The 15981-nt window shown below is 52.0% G+C and carries 17 protein-coding genes; 8 read left to right on the top strand and 9 right to left on the bottom strand.

Annotated features, from left to right (window positions below; translation table 11 throughout):
- Positions 1-18 precede the first annotated feature (18 nt).
- Entirely contained in the window at positions 19-948 is a 930-nt protein-coding gene (menA, locus tag AC07UY_RS17770; RefSeq protein WP_203359376.1) for a 1,4-dihydroxy-2-naphthoate polyprenyltransferase, read from the top strand.
- A 92-nt stretch (positions 949-1040) separates the two neighbouring features.
- Positions 1041-1526 carry a ribonuclease E activity regulator RraA gene (gene rraA / locus AC07UY_RS17765; protein ID WP_103779966.1) on the top strand — a complete coding sequence of 162 codons (486 nt, stop codon included), beginning with the start codon at positions 1041-1043 and terminating at the stop codon, positions 1524-1526.
- Positions 1527-1554: 28 nt separating this feature from the next.
- On the opposite strand, the gene AC07UY_RS17760 is transcribed toward rraA, so the two are convergent.
- The 3 genes from AC07UY_RS17760 to zapB all read right to left on the bottom strand — a co-directional run bounded on the left by AC07UY_RS17760 (position 1555) and on the right by zapB (position 2954).
- The gene (locus AC07UY_RS17760; protein WP_494660767.1) at positions 1555-1950 is read right to left on the bottom strand and encodes a hypothetical protein; all 396 of its coding nucleotides are present in this window, start codon (positions 1948-1950) and stop codon (positions 1555-1557) included.
- Positions 1947-2615 carry a hypothetical protein gene (locus AC07UY_RS17755; protein WP_494660768.1) on the bottom strand — a complete coding sequence of 223 codons (669 nt, stop codon included), beginning with the start codon at positions 2613-2615 and terminating at the stop codon, positions 1947-1949. The genes AC07UY_RS17760 and AC07UY_RS17755 overlap by 4 nt, the downstream gene beginning before the upstream one ends.
- A gap of 93 nt (positions 2616-2708) precedes the next feature.
- Positions 2709-2954, bottom strand: coding sequence for a septal ring assembly protein ZapB (gene zapB, locus AC07UY_RS17750; protein ID WP_162379680.1), 246 nt, complete (start codon positions 2952-2954; stop codon positions 2709-2711).
- Between the two features lie 392 nt (positions 2955-3346).
- On the opposite strand from zapB, the gene AC07UY_RS17745 reads away from it, so the two are divergent.
- The 4 genes from AC07UY_RS17745 (at position 3347) to fpr (ending at position 7840) form a co-directional block, all read left to right on the top strand.
- Entirely contained in the window at positions 3347-4192 is an 846-nt protein-coding gene (locus AC07UY_RS17745) for an MIP/aquaporin family protein (protein ID WP_203359378.1), read from the top strand.
- A gap of 21 nt (positions 4193-4213) precedes the next feature.
- Entirely contained in the window at positions 4214-5722 is a 1509-nt protein-coding gene (gene glpK, locus AC07UY_RS17740) for a glycerol kinase GlpK (RefSeq protein WP_203361346.1), read from the top strand.
- Positions 5723-5861: 139 nt separating this feature from the next.
- Positions 5862-6872 carry a class II fructose-bisphosphatase gene (glpX, locus tag AC07UY_RS17735; RefSeq protein WP_494701657.1) on the top strand — a complete coding sequence of 337 codons (1011 nt, stop codon included), beginning with the start codon at positions 5862-5864 and terminating at the stop codon, positions 6870-6872.
- 221 nt (positions 6873-7093) lie between these two features.
- Positions 7094-7840: a ferredoxin--NADP(+) reductase gene (fpr, locus tag AC07UY_RS17730; protein ID WP_494660770.1), complete on the top strand. Its 747-nt coding sequence runs from the start codon at positions 7094-7096 to the stop codon at positions 7838-7840.
- Between the two features lie 52 nt (positions 7841-7892).
- On the opposite strand, the gene AC07UY_RS17725 is transcribed toward fpr, so the two are convergent.
- On the bottom strand, positions 7893-8315 hold the full coding sequence (locus AC07UY_RS17725) for a DUF805 domain-containing protein (protein WP_192613876.1): 423 nt from the start codon (positions 8313-8315) through the stop codon (positions 7893-7895).
- 100 nt (positions 8316-8415) lie between these two features.
- On the opposite strand from AC07UY_RS17725, the gene AC07UY_RS17720 reads away from it, so the two are divergent.
- Positions 8416-9012, top strand: a complete 597-nt coding sequence (locus AC07UY_RS17720) for a YiiQ family protein (protein WP_494701658.1) — start codon at positions 8416-8418, stop codon at positions 9010-9012.
- Positions 9013-9121: 109 nt separating this feature from the next.
- Complete coding sequence (tpiA, locus tag AC07UY_RS17715; RefSeq protein ID WP_192613878.1) at positions 9122-9889, top strand: triose-phosphate isomerase; 768 nt, start codon at positions 9122-9124, stop codon at positions 9887-9889.
- A 45-nt stretch (positions 9890-9934) separates the two neighbouring features.
- On the opposite strand, the gene AC07UY_RS17710 is transcribed toward tpiA, so the two are convergent.
- The 5 genes from AC07UY_RS17710 to pfkA all read right to left on the bottom strand — a co-directional run bounded on the left by AC07UY_RS17710 (position 9935) and on the right by pfkA (position 15951).
- Positions 9935-11407 (bottom strand): DASS family sodium-coupled anion symporter, encoded by a 1473-nt coding sequence (locus tag AC07UY_RS17710; protein WP_276293248.1) that lies wholly within the window; start codon positions 11405-11407, stop codon positions 9935-9937.
- A 137-nt stretch (positions 11408-11544) separates the two neighbouring features.
- On the bottom strand, positions 11545-12849 hold the full coding sequence (locus tag AC07UY_RS17705; RefSeq protein WP_203359384.1) for an SLC13 family permease: 1305 nt from the start codon (positions 12847-12849) through the stop codon (positions 11545-11547).
- A gap of 72 nt (positions 12850-12921) precedes the next feature.
- The gene (locus AC07UY_RS17700) at positions 12922-13671 is read right to left on the bottom strand and encodes a CDP-diacylglycerol diphosphatase (RefSeq protein ID WP_494660773.1); all 750 of its coding nucleotides are present in this window, start codon (positions 13669-13671) and stop codon (positions 12922-12924) included.
- 105 nt (positions 13672-13776) lie between these two features.
- Positions 13777-14766 carry a sulfate/thiosulfate ABC transporter substrate-binding protein Sbp gene (sbp, locus tag AC07UY_RS17695; RefSeq protein WP_494660774.1) on the bottom strand — a complete coding sequence of 330 codons (990 nt, stop codon included), beginning with the start codon at positions 14764-14766 and terminating at the stop codon, positions 13777-13779.
- Positions 14767-14988: 222 nt separating this feature from the next.
- Positions 14989-15951, bottom strand: coding sequence for a 6-phosphofructokinase (pfkA, locus tag AC07UY_RS17690; RefSeq protein WP_162379691.1), 963 nt, complete (start codon positions 15949-15951; stop codon positions 14989-14991).
- Between the last annotated feature and the right edge of the window lie 30 nt (positions 15952-15981).

Genomic DNA, 15981 nt, shown 5'->3' with positions numbered 1-15981 from the left:
TTTTTATTGGCGCTAAATATGACTGAACAACAACAAATTAGCCGCTCACAAGCCTGGCTGGAAAGTTTACGACCCAAGACCCTACCGCTCGCCTTCGCGGCGATCATCGTCGGTACGGCCCTGGCATGGTGGAAAGGATTCTTCGACCCGCTGGTCGCTGTGTTGGCATTGATTACTGCAGGGCTGCTGCAGATCCTGTCAAACCTCGCGAACGACTATGGCGACGCCGTCAAAGGCAGCGACAAACCTGACCGCATCGGCCCACTGCGTGGAATGCAAAAAGGGGTTATCACTCAGCAGGAGATGAAGCGGGCGTTGATCGTCACCGTCGCGCTCATTTGCCTGTCCGGTCTCGCGCTGGTCTTCGTGGCATGCAACACACTGACAGATTTTGTCGGTTTCCTGGTGCTGGGCGGCCTGTCGATTATCGCGGCCATTACCTACACCGTGGGTAACCGCCCGTATGGTTACATCGGTCTGGGCGATATTTCCGTACTGGTGTTCTTTGGCTGGCTGAGCGTCATGGGTAGCTGGTATTTGCAGGCACACACGCTGATTCCTGAACTGATTCTACCGGCAACCGCCTGTGGTCTGCTGGCAACAGCGGTGCTCAACATCAATAACCTGCGTGACATCAACAGTGACAAAGAAAACGGTAAAAACACGCTGGTTGTGCGTTTAGGCGCGGTCAACGCCCGTCGCTATCACGCCTGCCTGCTGATGGGGACTCTGGTCTGCCTGGCGCTGTTTAACCTGCTCTCTTTGCAAAGCCTGTGGGGATGGTTGTTTATTCTGGCGGCGCCGCTACTGATCAAACAGGCGCGGTATGTGATGCGCGAAATGGAACCGACTGCGATGCGCCCAATGCTGGAACGAACGGTCAAAGCCGCGCTATTAACTAACCTACTGTTTGTGGTTGGCATTTTCTTAAGTCAGTGGCCAGTTTAACTGACAAATATCAATTAACAATTGATGATTTTGCCAACAGTACACATAGCGCGATATACTAAAAATTCTCGCAGCAACTGAACGTTGATCCTATGAAATACGATACTTCCGAGCTTTGTGACATCTACCAGGAAGATGTCAACGTCGTGGAACCGCTGTTCTCTAACTTTGGAGGACGGTCGTCGTTTGGCGGACAAATCATTACGGTAAAATGTTTCGAGGACAACGGGTTGCTGTATGATCTGCTCGAACAAAATGGCCGTGGACGCATCCTGCTGGTCGATGGCGGTGGTTCTGTCCGTCGTGCGCTGGTCGACGCCGAACTGGCGCGTCTGGCTGTACAGAATGAATGGGAAGGTCTGGTCATCTACGGCGCAGTGCGTCAGGTAGACGATCTGGAAGAGCTGGACATTGGTATTCAGGCGATTGCCGCCATTCCGGTGGGTGCGGCAGGTGAAGGCATCGGGGAAAGCGATGTACGCGTCAATTTTGGCGGCGTGACGTTCTTTTCCGGCGACCATCTGTATGCCGACAATACCGGGATAATCCTTTCCGAAGACCCCCTAGATATCGAGTAATCAAAAAAGGCACCGAAAGGTGCCTTTTTTATTTGTCATCATTCTTTTCATAATGAATGATGAGTAGTTTAATCTCGCCCTTCTCTTCTTCCTCAGAAACGCTCATCATATCGTGTCGTTCCGGATAATTATCAATAAAAGCATTAAGTCTATCCTTTAAATTCTGAACATCTTGTTTCTTCACACCCTCGAACACGAGAGTACTTATTTGCAGACCGCTTCCTTCATCTACCAGACTAGTAAAGTACCAATTATCAGTTATTTTCGGTGCTTGTTTAAGTGGTTTTGGCGTCATCAAATAATATTTGATGATATTAGTCTGAGTATACTTTTCATCAATAAATGGCCTGGTGATTATAAGTAAATACAATAGCGTAAATGTAGCCATCATAAATAATATGATGAAACCCCTATGTTTTTTCATATGTGTATCTCACGGATGATTGAAGGATCCGATATCGGGGCAATCAAACACATAAACGCGGGTAGTTTTCCTGAATAAGGTTGATACTTAATATTTTTATCCGTAGGGTCTGGAAACAACAAAGGAAGTACAGTTTTGTTTTTAAATTGCCCTACCGGACCATAGTAATCCCATATACGATAAGCTATTTCTTTCGAACATATATGAAGGAAAGGGGTATAATCTGCGTAATTTACCGCCTGGCAAAAACCAAAAAGATTTGAAACCAAATCTTCTGCACTATAACTACTGTCTGTTATAAAAACGTACGGCCAAAAATTCTGTAAAGACTCAAATTGCACAGAAGTACTCAAAAAAATGGATAAAGCTACTCCTTTTAATAATTTCTCATCAAGCCCTCTTCGCACCAGAAACTTCCTGTAAATTCCCGTAGTGGTTCTCAATCCAGCAATATTTTTTGACATGCTTTGAAAGTAACTGACCTCAAAATACTCATTATCACCACTGTGATAAGATGTCATTTGTGACCATAACATTTCAGCACCACGTGGATTTGCATGCCCCAGGTCAATCCAACCTAAATTATCAGTATAAATAAGACCATGTGTAATATCTCGAGTAATAAACCTGTCTGAATCGTCAATAATATCGCTTCTAGCCGTCATCTCGCATTCCTTGTGAGTAACTGTACGAAACGATTCTAATCTCGCTAAATAAAAAAGCACCCATGATGGGTGCTTTTTAAAAGAAATTCGGAATTAGACTTCTTCCATACGGCCGAGGAGAGCCTGCAGACGATCCTGCCAGCCGCTCTGCTGTTCTTTCAGACTGTGGTTCTCGCGCTCCAGTTCTTCACGCTGGTGCTGTGCAGACTGAACATCCTGTACCAGGCTGTTGTTCTTTTCTTTCAGCTCTTCAATTTCCATCTGTAGCAGCGTGATGGTATCAATCGCCTGCTGTACTTTTGCTTCCAGTTTCTCAAACACTTCTAATGACATGGTCATACCTCTCCTGAATTGCAAGGCGACGCTTTAATGTAAACGCGCACAACATATAGTGCCGATTGTATGAAGCCCCGTCGCCGCTGTCCAGCGGCATACCGCGCAGATCGCGGTTTGCAACACTTTTCATCTTTGTCCTGGTGACATCAATTCAATATCGCTAAAGTGTTAACATATTGGTTAATGAAATGATTCAGCTCACACTCTTGCTTTGTCTCAAAATGCGCTTCATAGCGCGATAACGCTCATTTTGTTGACGCAGTACACACATTTCAATTTCGATATTTCTCGCTTTTGCTCGTTAACGCTAAATTAACAGCGTGCCTACAGGGCATCGCGGATGTCAGTGACCTCCTCGCATACAATAAACATTAAACTCTCTTCAGGATCCGATCATGAGTCAAACATCAACCTTAAAAGGCCAGTGCATTGCTGAATTCCTCGGTACCGGGTTGTTGATTTTCTTCGGTGTGGGGTGTGTCGCTGCACTCAAAGTAGCCGGGGCTACTTTTGGTCAGTGGGAAATCAGTGTCATCTGGGGTCTGGGCGTAGCGATGGCTATCTACCTGACGGCAGGTGTTTCTGGCGCGCACCTGAATCCAGCAGTGACCATCGCACTGTGGCTGTTTGCGTGTTTTGACAAGCGCAAAGTTGTACCTTTCATCATTTCTCAATTTGCCGGTGCTTTCTGCGCTGCGGCGTTAGTTTACGGGCTTTACTACAACCTTTTTGCCGACTTTGAACAAACGAATCATATCGTGCGTGGCAGCGTCGAAAGTCTCAATCTGGCAGGGACGTTCTCTACTTATCCAAACCCACATATCAATTTTGTGCAGGCCTTCGCGGTCGAAATGGTGATTACCGCTATTCTGATGGGGGTCATTCTGGCACTGACTGATGATGGTAACGGTGTGCCTCGCGGCCCACTGGCACCACTGCTCATCGGCTTACTGATCGCCGTTATCGGTGCATCAATGGGTCCATTGACGGGATTTGCGATGAACCCGGCACGTGACATCGGCCCGAAAGCTTTCGCCTGGCTCGCTGGCTGGGGCAATATTGCCTTTACCGGTGGCAAAGACATTCCTTACTTCCTGGTGCCGCTGTTCGGCCCTATTGTGGGCGCCATTTTAGGGGCATTCGCTTATCGCAAACTGATTGGCCACCATTTACCTTGCGATACCTGTGTCGTGGAAGAGAAAGACGCCACGACGACTTCACAACAAAAAGCTTCGCTGTAATGTGACTACGGGAAAAAAATGATGACTGAGAAAAAATATATTGTTGCGCTCGACCAGGGCACTACCAGTTCTCGCGCGGTCGTAATGGACCACGATGCAAATATCATAAGTGTTTCGCAACGCGAATTTGAGCAAATCTATCCAAAAGCAGGCTGGGTAGAACATGACCCAATGGAAATCTGGGCCACTCAAAGCTCTACGCTGGTAGAAGTGCTGGCGAAAGCAGACATCAATTCCGATCAGATTGCGGCCATTGGTATTACTAACCAGCGTGAAACCACCATCGTCTGGGAACGTGAAACCGGTAAACCAATCTACAACGCGATTGTCTGGCAGTGTCGTCGTACCGCCGACATTTGCGAGCGCCTGAAGCGCGATGGTATGGAAGAGTATGTTCGCAACAATACCGGTCTGGTGATTGACCCGTACTTCTCTGGCACCAAAGTGAAGTGGATCCTCGATCACGTAGAAGGCTCACGTGAGCGAGCTCGTCGCGGCGAACTGCTGTTTGGCACCGTGGATACCTGGCTCATCTGGAAAATGACTCAGGGACGCGTTCACGTCACGGATTACACCAACGCCTCACGTACCATGCTGTTCAACATCCACACGCTGGACTGGGATGACAAAATGCTGGACGCGCTGGACATTCCGCGCGCCATGCTGCCGGAAGTTCGTCGTTCTTCTGAAGTGTACGGTCAGACCAACATTGGCGGTAAAGGCGGCACACGTATTCCAATCGCGGGTATTGCAGGTGACCAGCAGGCCGCGCTGTTCGGCCAGCTGTGCGTAAAAGAAGGGATGGCGAAAAACACCTACGGTACCGGCTGCTTTATGCTGATGAATACCGGAGAGAAAGCCGTTAAATCCGAAAACGGTCTGCTGACGACCATTGCCTGCGGCCCGACAGGCGAAGTGAACTATGCGCTGGAAGGTGCCGTGTTCATGGCCGGCGCGTCTATTCAGTGGCTGCGCGACGAGATGAAACTCATCAGCGACGCGTTCGACTCCGAATACTTTGCGACCAAAGTGAAAGATACCAACGGCGTGTATGTCGTACCGGCCTTTACCGGTCTGGGCGCCCCTTACTGGGATCCGTATGCACGTGGCGCTATCTTTGGCCTGACCCGTGGCGTGAACTCTAACCACATCATCCGTGCCACCCTGGAATCCATTGCCTATCAGACGCGTGACGTGCTGGAAGCAATGCAGGCTGACTCCGGTATTCGTCTGCACGCCCTGCGCGTGGACGGCGGCGCTGTTGCCAACAACTTCCTGATGCAGTTCCAGTCAGACATTCTCGGCACTCGCGTTGAGCGCCCGGAAGTACGCGAAGTCACCGCGTTGGGCGCCGCCTATCTGGCCGGTCTGGCAGTGGGTTTCTGGCAGAATCTGGATGAGCTGCAGGAAAAAGCGGTCATCGAACGTGAATTCCGCCCAGGTATCGAAACCACCGAGCGTAATTACCGTTACAGCGGCTGGAAGAAAGCGGTCAAACGCGCCCTGGCGTGGGAAGATCACGAAGAATAATGTTGTAATACCGGATGGCGGCTTCGCCATCCGGTAAAACCTTCGCGTGAAGGCGACTCTGCACACGCACACACATCAATAATCCCATCCCCTCCCCTGTGCTACACTTCGCGCAATTTCTTTCTGCTACGGGTTTGCTATGAGACGAGAACTTGCCATCGAATTTTCCCGCGTGACCGAAGCGGCTGCGCTGGCTGGCTACAAATGGTTGGGGCGCGGCGATAAAAATACCGCTGACGGCGCGGCTGTTAACGCCATGCGCATTATGCTCAATCAGGTCAATATTGACGGGACGATTGTCATCGGCGAAGGCGAGATCGATGAAGCGCCAATGCTGTTTATCGGCGAAAAAGTCGGTACTGGACACGGCGACGCGGTAGACATTGCTGTCGATCCTATCGAAGGCACCCGCATGACGGCGATGGGTCAGGCTAACGCGCTGGCGGTTCTGGCTGTCGGCGACAAGGGCTGCTTCCTGAACGCGCCAGATATGTACATGGAAAAACTGATCGTGGGTCCGGGCGCAAAAGGGTCTATCGATATCAACCTGCCGCTGGCGGAAAACCTGAATAATGTGGCAAAGGCACTCAACAAACCGCTGAGCGAACTGACCGTCACCATTCTGGCGAAACCACGCCATGATGACGTAATCGCAGAGATGCAGACGCTGGGCGTGCGCGTATTTGCGATTCCTGACGGTGACGTTGCCGCCTCTATTCTTACCTGCATGCCAGACAGCGAAGTCGACGTGCTGTACGGGATTGGCGGCGCGCCGGAAGGTGTTGTGTCCGCCGCCGTGATCCGCGCACTGGATGGCGATATGCAGGGCCGCCTGCTGGCGCGTCATGATGTCAAAGGCGATAGCGAAGACAATCGTCGCATTGGCGAGCAAGAACTGGCGCGCTGCGAGGCGATGGGCATTGAAGCGGGTAAAGCGCTGCGTCTGGACGAAATGGCGCGCAGCGACAACGTCATTTTCTCCGCGACCGGGATCACCAAAGGTGACCTGCTGGAAGGGATCAGCCGTAAAGGCAACATCGCGACCACCGAAACGCTGCTGATCCGCGGGAAGTCACGCACCATTCGCCGCATCCAGTCAATTCATTACCTCGATCGCAAAGACCCGGACGTACAGGCGCACATCCTTTAAAATCTGACACAAATTCCTTCACATTGCGTCGCGACGGCAAGCGAGCAATATCCCAGGCGCATAGATAACGATGTGACAGGGTTGCGCGAATGCTGCCAACAAAGAGGCAGCGTGAAGGATGACGTGTAATTTGATCAATAGAGCCTTCCGGCCCATATGGGCTGGAAATCTTTCGCCCAACGAACGAAGATAGGGCTATTGGATCGGAACAGGAGAAGACCATGGCAGAGTGGGTAACAGGCAAAGTGACTAAAGTGCAGTACTGGACTGAGGCGCTGTTGAGTCTGACCGTTCACGCCCCGGTTCATCCCTTCACGGCGGGTCAATTTACCAAGCTCGGACTGGAGATTGACGGCGAGCGCGTCCAGCGCGCCTATTCTTATGTCAACGCCCCCGAGAATCCCGATCTGGAGTTTTACCTGGTCACCGTTCCCGACGGAAAACTGAGTCCACGTCTGGCGGCGCTGAAACCCGGCGATGAAGTCCAGGTCGTCAGTGAAGCTGCCGGTTTTTTTGTGCTGGATGAGGTTCCCGAGTGCGACACGCTGTGGATGCTGGCGACGGGAACGGCAATTGGCCCTTACCTGTCAATTCTGCAACAGGGTAAAGACGTCGATCGTTTTAAAAATCTGGTGCTGGTGCATGCCGCACGTTACGCCGCTGACTTAAGCTATTTGCCGCTCATGCTGGAGTTACAAGCACGCTACGAGGGTAAATTACGAATTCAAACGGTGGTAAGCCGGGAAACTATCGCGGGTTCGCTAACCGGGCGTATACCGGCGCTGATTGAAAGCGGTGAGCTGGAAAAAGCGGTTGGCTTGCAGATGAATAAAGAGACCAGCCACATTATGCTTTGCGGCAATCCACAGATGGTTCGCGACACGCAGCAATTGCTGAAAGAGACCCGGCAAATGACCAAACACCTGCGCCGCCGACCGGGCCATATGACCGCCGAACACTACTGGTAATATTTTTGCCGGATGACCTGGCTCCATTTCCACCATTCGGCAACGCGATAAATCACGCTTTGTACTTCACGTCCTGCGTATCTTTACCAAATTTATTCTCACCCTGGGTGCCAACAAATGCGCCCAGGTCTACCAGCATCATGACCAGAATCACTGTTGGGACAAAACGTCCGACGACCCACTGCCACATGCCCGGCAGCATCACCCAGTTGCCCGCCAATAGCATCCACGCCAGAATCATCAGTAACGCCCACAGGCCTGAACGTCCTCTGTCATGCAGCCGTTTTACCATTACCGCCGCCGTCGGCCAGAGCATACATACCAGAGCAAACGCCGCCGTTTTAATCTCAAGCCATTGTTTACTGGCCAGAGTGAACAGAACCAGCATACCGACAAACCAGAGGCCTACCCAAATCCAGAAATCACGGCGCCCAATACGCCCTTTAAATGAGAATAACCACTGCTGTATGGTCATGTAAGTTCCTTTATTATTGCCCTGCCCCACAGTTTACCCTTTTGACAAGCCAGACAGTTATCGTTTTAATCGTGAGCAGCCATAACGAAAGGTAAGATTGATGAAGCCAGGATCTACGCTGTTATTACTATTGTTTTCTGTGATTTCCGTAAGCACAACGGTGCAGGCAGCAGAACCCTCGACGACGACGGCGCCGTATCTGCTGGCCGGTGCCCCGACGTTCGATCTCTCGATCAGCCAGTTTCGCGAAAACTTTAACAGCCAAAACCCTAAGCTTTCACTGAACGAATTTCGCGCTATCGACAGCAGTCGGGACAAAGCCAATCTGACGCGCGCCGCCAGCAAGATCAACGAAAACCTGTACGCCTCTACGGCGCTGGAGCGCGGCACGTTAAAAATCAAAAGCATGCAGATAACCTGGCTCCCCATTCAAGGGCCAGAGCAAAAGGCGGCAAGGACGAAAGCGCTGGAGTATATGGCGGCCGTCATTCGTAGCGTCGCGCCGTTACTGACGAAGGAACAAAGCCAGAAAAAACTGCAGCGGTTGCTTATTGCAGGCAAGAATAAGCGCTACTACGCTGAAACCGAAGGCGCAATTCGCTATGTTGTCGCAGATAACGGCGAAAAGGGACTGACCTTCGCTGTTGAACCGATTAAGCTGGCACTATCTGAAGGTCTGGAAGGGGCGAATAAATGACAAAAAGCAAAGCCTTTCCAGCGACGAATCTCTATACTGTTTCACAGACCATGCTGCCCTGAAGGGTGGCCATATTCCTTAATTCGCTGATAAAGCGTGGAGAATTGAAATGCGACATCCTTTAGTGATGGGTAACTGGAAACTGAACGGCAGCCGCCACATGGTAAACGAGCTGGTTGCTAACCTGCGCAAAGAGCTGGCTGGCGTTGCTGGCTGTGGCGTTGCTATCGCTCCGCCGGAAATGTACATCGACCTGGCGAAACACGCTGCGGCCGGTAGCCACATCATTCTGGGCGCGCAGAACGTTGACCTGAACCTGTCTGGCGCGTTTACCGGTGAAACTTCAGCAGAAATGCTGAAAGATATCGGTGCTCAGTACATCATCATCGGTCACTCAGAGCGTCGTACTTATCACAAAGAGTCTGATGAACTGATCGCTAAGAAATTCGCAGTTCTGAAAGAGCAGGGCCTGACCCCGGTTCTGTGCATCGGTGAAACCGAAGCAGAAAACGAAGCGGGCAAAACAGAAGAAGTGTGTGCACGTCAGATCGACGCAGTACTGAAAACTCAGGGCGCAAGCGCATTCGAAGGCGTGGTTATCGCTTACGAACCTGTATGGGCGATCGGTACGGGCAAATCTGCCACTCCGGCACAGGCTCAGGCGGTTCACAAATTCATCCGTGACCACATTGCTAAAGCTGACGCAGCAATCGCACAGCAGGTTATCATCCAGTACGGCGGTTCTGTAAACGCATCCAACGCAGCAGAACTGTTCGCTCAGCCGGACATCGACGGCGCGCTGGTTGGCGGTGCTTCACTGAAAGCTGATGCTTTCGCCGTGATCGTCAAAGCAGCAGAAGCAGCTAAACAGGCGTAATCGCTGTTGTGGCGGTAGATGAATCATCTACCGCCACATTGTTATTTACCAGTATCCCAGCCAGTGCCACCAGACCGCACCGACGATCCCCCAGACAGTCAGGTTTACCACGCTCATCACCAATCCCGTTTTCCACCATTCCGCAAGTGTGACGTATCCGGAGCCAAATATGATTGGCGCGGTGCCCGTACCATAATGCGTTAACGACATCATCAGCGATGAAGAAAAAGCGAGCATTAAGCCCAGCAATGCCGGCGGCGCGCCCAGTGCTAATCCTGCTGCGAAGAACGCCGCAAACATCGCCGTAATATGCGCGGTCGTACTGGCAAAAAAGTAGTGAGAGTAAACATAGAGCAGAACCAGTAACAGTGTAGCGACACCCCAGTGCACGCCGAGCTGATCGATTGTATTCCCCACGCTCACGGCTAACCAACTCACCAGACCCAGCTTGCTGAGAAATTCAGCCATCATGACCAGTGCCGCAAACCACACGACGGTATCCCAGGCGCCGCGACATTTAAGAATGTCATCCCAGCTCAATACCCCGGAGATCAGCAATATGGAGAGCCCAATTAAGGCGGCGCTGGTCGGGTTAACTGTCCAGCCACTCCCCATAATGAGCGCCGGGATCCCCGCCCACAAACACAGCAGCAGCGCAAAAACGGCGAGCGTAATTTTCTCGGCAAGCGCCAACGGACCAAGTGATTCCAGCTTTTGTCGCGCGAACTGCGGCGCATCAGGCGTGCGGGTAATGGCAGGGGGATAAAGCCACCAGATGACGAGCGGCATCAGCACCAGTGACACCACCGCAGGGAGCAGCGCGGCTATCGCCCACATCCCCCAGGTCATGTTCAAAACCCCATCAGTACCTTTGGTTAAAAAGCTCACTATCAGTGGGTTAGGCGCAGTCGCAGTAATAAACATCGCCGAGCTGATGGGGTTAATATTGTAGTTCACCAGCGCCAGATAACGGCCCGTCGACCCATTTTCGCTATTCCCCGGTTGCGACCCCAGGCTTTCCGCGATAGCACGCATGACCGGATGGATGATACCGCCACCGCGCGCGGTGTTACTGGGGGTCACTGGCGCAATCAATGTTTCAGCCAGCGTCAATGCCCAGGCGATACCCAGCGTTCGTTTACCAAACAACGCGATAAATCCATAGCCAATACGCGCCCCCAGCCCCGTTTTCAACAAACTTTGCGAGAGCATAATCGACAAACCAATCAACCAGATCAATTGGTTAGAAAAGCCGCTCAGGGCATCATTCAGTGCCGCAGAGGGTTTACCTGGATTAGTAACGCCCGTCATTGCCACCAGCATAATCGCAATGATTGCGATAGCGCCAATAGGCAGGGCTTTACCGATAATAGCCGCGATAGTACCTATAAATAATGCCAGTAAATGCCAGGCTTCAGGCGTCACACCGGAAGGGTTGGGGACAGCAAACCACAACATCAGGGTAATGAAAACCGAAAGAAATGCAGGCCAGAGACGAATGGGGGTTAACCGGTCCATGTATTAATCCTTGAATTTCTTCTGAACGAGTGTGTTCACGGCTATTAACCGATATTTATGCTGATAAAACAATCAGCTACATCACAAAACAGAAGGGGTGACCATTCAAAATATATCGGGTCTGTGACGCCGCGCAGCTACAATTTTCCCAGCACGCTAAACCACAGATAATCCAGCGGCAGCAACACCATCCAGGTGACCAGCGCCAGTGCCAGACACAGCAACATCCCTGCTCTGGCCGGTACTTTCCCTAACGCCATCGCCACGACAATCGGCGATGCCTGATACGGCAGTAGCGGTGTGGAATAGCCCAGTACCTGAATCATAATGACCGAAAGCAGCGGGAACCCGGTCGCATCAGAAAAACTCTCTGCCAGCGTGGTGTACAACGCCGGAACGCCATTGGCGGTCATGATAAAGTTGAGGACGGTGGTGATCCCGGTCAGCGTGACAAAGTTGGTGAAAGGATTTTCTGCGTTCAGAGGCATAATCTGCAACAGCGCCTCTCCGACCGCGCTACCAATCCCGGTATGCGTCACGGTAATCGCCAGCCCCAGAATACCCGCCACATAGATGCACGTGCGGATATTCACGCCACTGGAAAACTCCTCGCCATTGATAAAGCCTACGCGCGGCAGCAGGGTAATCACGGCCGCCGCCAGCCCGGTCCACGCCGGACCAATACCATGCCAGGTTTCACTGACCCACATCACCAGCACCACCGCCAGCATCCAGGATAATCGCTTTTCATCGCGACTCATGGGCGCAGGCGATGAGGTATCGTCCGGCACATGGGGCTTCCCCGGAAACAGCCAGCAAATCAGGAGGACAAGCGCTGCCCCTTTGAGCCAGCCGAGAACGGGGGTGTGCAGCAACAAATACGGCAAATAATTCAAATGGATGCCATACGAACCTTCCGTTGCGCCGCTCATGACAAGGTTAGGCACGTTAGCAGGGAGGATTGTGGCGGAAAGCTGGAAGGTGCCAAAACCCACCGCCAGCGCCAGACCGTACCAGGCGCGTGAATTGTCAGCAATTCCGGCGCGTTTCGCCATTGCCGCAACAATCGGCATCAGCAATGCGATACGCCCCATGTTGGAAGGCATGACAAACGCCAGTGCATAACTGAGTAACACCACACTCGCCACCATCAACGGCCAGGAGTCGGTTAGCCTTGCCGACAATGCCCTCGCCGCCCGGTCCGCCAGCCCCGTTTTACGGATCGCAATTCCCAGCACAAATCCGCTAAATACCAGCCAGAATGCCGAAGAGGCAAAGCCGCCGAAGATAACGTCCGGCGGCGCAATCTTTGCCACCATCGCAACGGTAAAAAACAACAACGCCGTAATAAATTCCGGCAGCAGGGACGTCGCCCAGAGCAGAATGGTGAGACCGACAAGCAGTGAAGGGATGAACAGAGGGTGCGAAAACCAGAGCGACATGCCTGTCTCCTGTTGTTTTTTTCAACAAGGATACGGGGACAGGCTGATAGAGTAAACGCCAGATATGGTGGGTTACTTCAGAATATCACATTGATGATCCTGAATTTCCTCGGCAGACGCCAGGTTGAACGCCAACAGATTGCGTTGTGTTGCCAGCAATACAAAAGTGTCATCGCTCTGGCGCACCATTGCCAGTGCGTAGCTACCCATATGATCGCGCGCTTCTGGCACCTCTTCCGCCAGCATCATAAAGGGACTGCGCTGCGCCAGTTCGTTCTCGGTGACCCGACGGGCCAGATACTCGTGTCCGCGTAATCCACCCGCGAGCGGCAACCAGCGAGTGCCGATTTTTGCCATATTGTCATCAAGTTGCGCTCTAACGTCCTTGCGCAAACAGGAGATATGGATGTGGAAATGGTTTTGCGTCCGCCCGGTGCGTGAGTTGATTGCCAATGACACGGCGCTGTCAGGGATCTCCTGTCCGTACTTTTGGCTCATAAAACTACGCGCCTGCCAGGCCAGCCAGAAGAAATTGGGCGTGAACGGCTCCGTCAATAAGGGACTCTCCGTGCCGTTAATGCGGTAAGTTGGCATTAACAGATATTGCAGAGGGCCATTTCTGTCTTTAAACACCACATAACCTGCCTCCGGCGTCACTTCTGTACAGGGCGCCGGATTGTGATGCTGACGCTGATTAGGTACGCACTGCTTCAGGACTTTCTCCCGTAGCGCATCCGGATTTCCTGCAAATTTCCAGTAGCCGATACCCGCTGCGGCGGCGATGACGACAATCGCCAGTGAAAGATAACCTGCTTTTTTCATTGTGCGTTTCCTGTATCTCATTGAAGTGCAAGAGTAACGCAAAATGATGACAATTAAAAAAGCCCGATGGCATAGCGCCAGCGGGCCTGAAAATCGCAGAAATGGTTAGCGTTTGCTGATTTGGTCGAAGGTTCCACCGTTTGCAAAGTGCTCTTTTTGCGCTTTTGTCCAGCCGCCGAACGCCTCATCAATGGTGAAGAGTTTCAATTTCGGAAAAGCGCCTTCATATTTCTTCGCAACATCAGGATTGCGCGGACGATAGTAGTTTTTCGCTGCAATCTCCTGGCCTTCCGGCGAATAGAGGTACTTCAGATAGGCTTGCGCCACCTCGGTAGTGCCTTTTTTCTCAGCCACTTTATCGACGACCGAAACGGTCGGTTCCGCCAGGATTGACTCGCTCGGGGTCACAATCTCGAATTTGTCTTTACCGAGTTCATGGGTTGCCAACAACGCTTCGTTCTCCCAGGCGATCAGGACATCACCGATCCCGCGTTCTACGAAGGTGTTGGTTGAACCACGAGCACCGGAATCGAGGACTTCCACATTCTTAAACAGCGCCTTCACGAAGTCCTGGGCTTTCGCCTGGTCGTTGTTGTTGTGGTGCAGGGCGTAACCCCACGCCGCCAGATAATTCCAGCGTGCGCCGCCTGAGCTTTTCGGGTTCGGCGTGATGACGGATACGCCAGGTTTTACCAGATCGTTCCAGTCATGAATTTGCTTTGGATTCCCTTTACGCACCAGGAAGACGATGGTGGAGGTGTAAGGCGCAGAGTTATCCGGCAGACGTTTGATCCAATTTTTATCAATGCGACCACGTTCCGCAATGGCGTCTACATCGTAGGCCAGCGCCAGGGTTACCACATCCGCCTCAATGCCGTTAATCACGGAGGTCGCTTGCTTACCGGAACCACCATGTGACTGGCGGGTCACCACGTTATCACCCGTTTGCTGTTTCCAGTGCGCGCTAAACGCTTTGTTGTACTGCTCGTACAACTCACGCGTTGGATCATACGAAACGTTAAGTAATTGAATATCCTTCGCCAGAACGCTGGTGGATGCCAGCAACAACGTTAATCCCACGCCCCATTTGTTCATCGCCCAACTCTCTTATGCTGTGTTGTGATGATCAGAGCGTGCCAGAAAGGAATTCAAACATTAAAGAATAAAAAAAGATTTGCTATAACTATGGGGAATATAAATAAACGTAAAAAAGGCGGGATTCACTCCGCCTTTATACCTGATGGCGCTACGCTTATCAGGCCTACATGCTGCATTTGTAGGCCGGATAAGGCGCAAGCCGCCATCCGGCAATTGCGATCAGTACAGTTTCTTCGCGCAGTCCAGCCAGTCACCTTTGAATGGGCGCTTCATGTTTTCGATAGCGTCGATGATGTCGTGGTGAACCAGTTGTTCGTTCTGGATACCGACGCAACGACCGCCGAAACCTTCCTGCAGTAATTCAATGGCATACGCCCCCATGCGGGACGCCAGAATACGGTCGTAAGGCACCGGAGAACCACCACGCTGAATGTGTCCCAGTACGGTTGCACGGGTTTCACGTTTGGTCTCTTTCTCGATGAAATGCGCCAGTTCGTCAACGTCACACATGTGTTCAGTGATAGCGACGATGGCGTGTTTTTTACCTTTCGCAATACCGGCTTTGATTTCAGCGACCAGATCTTCGCGGCTGAATTCCACTTCCGGCACCACCACAAACTCACAACCACCGGCAATCGCTGCCGCCAGGGTCAGGTCGCCACAGTAACGTCCCATCACTTCAACGATAGAGATACGTTGGTGAGAGGAGGAGGTATCACGCAGACGGTCAATCGCTTCAACCACCGTCCCCAGCGCCGTAAAGTAACCGATGGTGTAGTCGGTGCCTTTGATGTCGTTGTCGATAGTGCCTGGCAGACCAATGCATGGGAAGCCCATTTCAGTCAGGCGTTTTGCACCCATATACGAACCGTCACCGCCGATCACCACCAGCGCGTCAATGCCCCGTTTTTTCAGGTTTTCGATAGCCACGGCACGCACATTTTCATCACGGAATTCCGGGAAACGCGCGGAACCGAGGAAGGTGCCGCCACGGTTGATCATGTCGGACACGCTGTAACGGTCAAGCTGAACCATACGGTCTTCATACAGACCCAGGTAGCCGTCATAAATACCCATTACTTCCAGCCCTTCCGTCAACGCTGCGCGCACAACGCCACGGATTGCTGCGTTCATGCCCGGCGCATCACCGCCGCTTGTCAACACACCGATTTTCTTAATCATGACTACCTCTGAACTTTGGAATGCAAAATG

The sequence above is a fragment of the Citrobacter sp. GW821-FHT02E08 genome, assembly GCF_059421685.1.
Note: the sequence above shows the minus strand (reverse complement) of the source record. Positions and strands in the feature narration are given on the sequence as shown.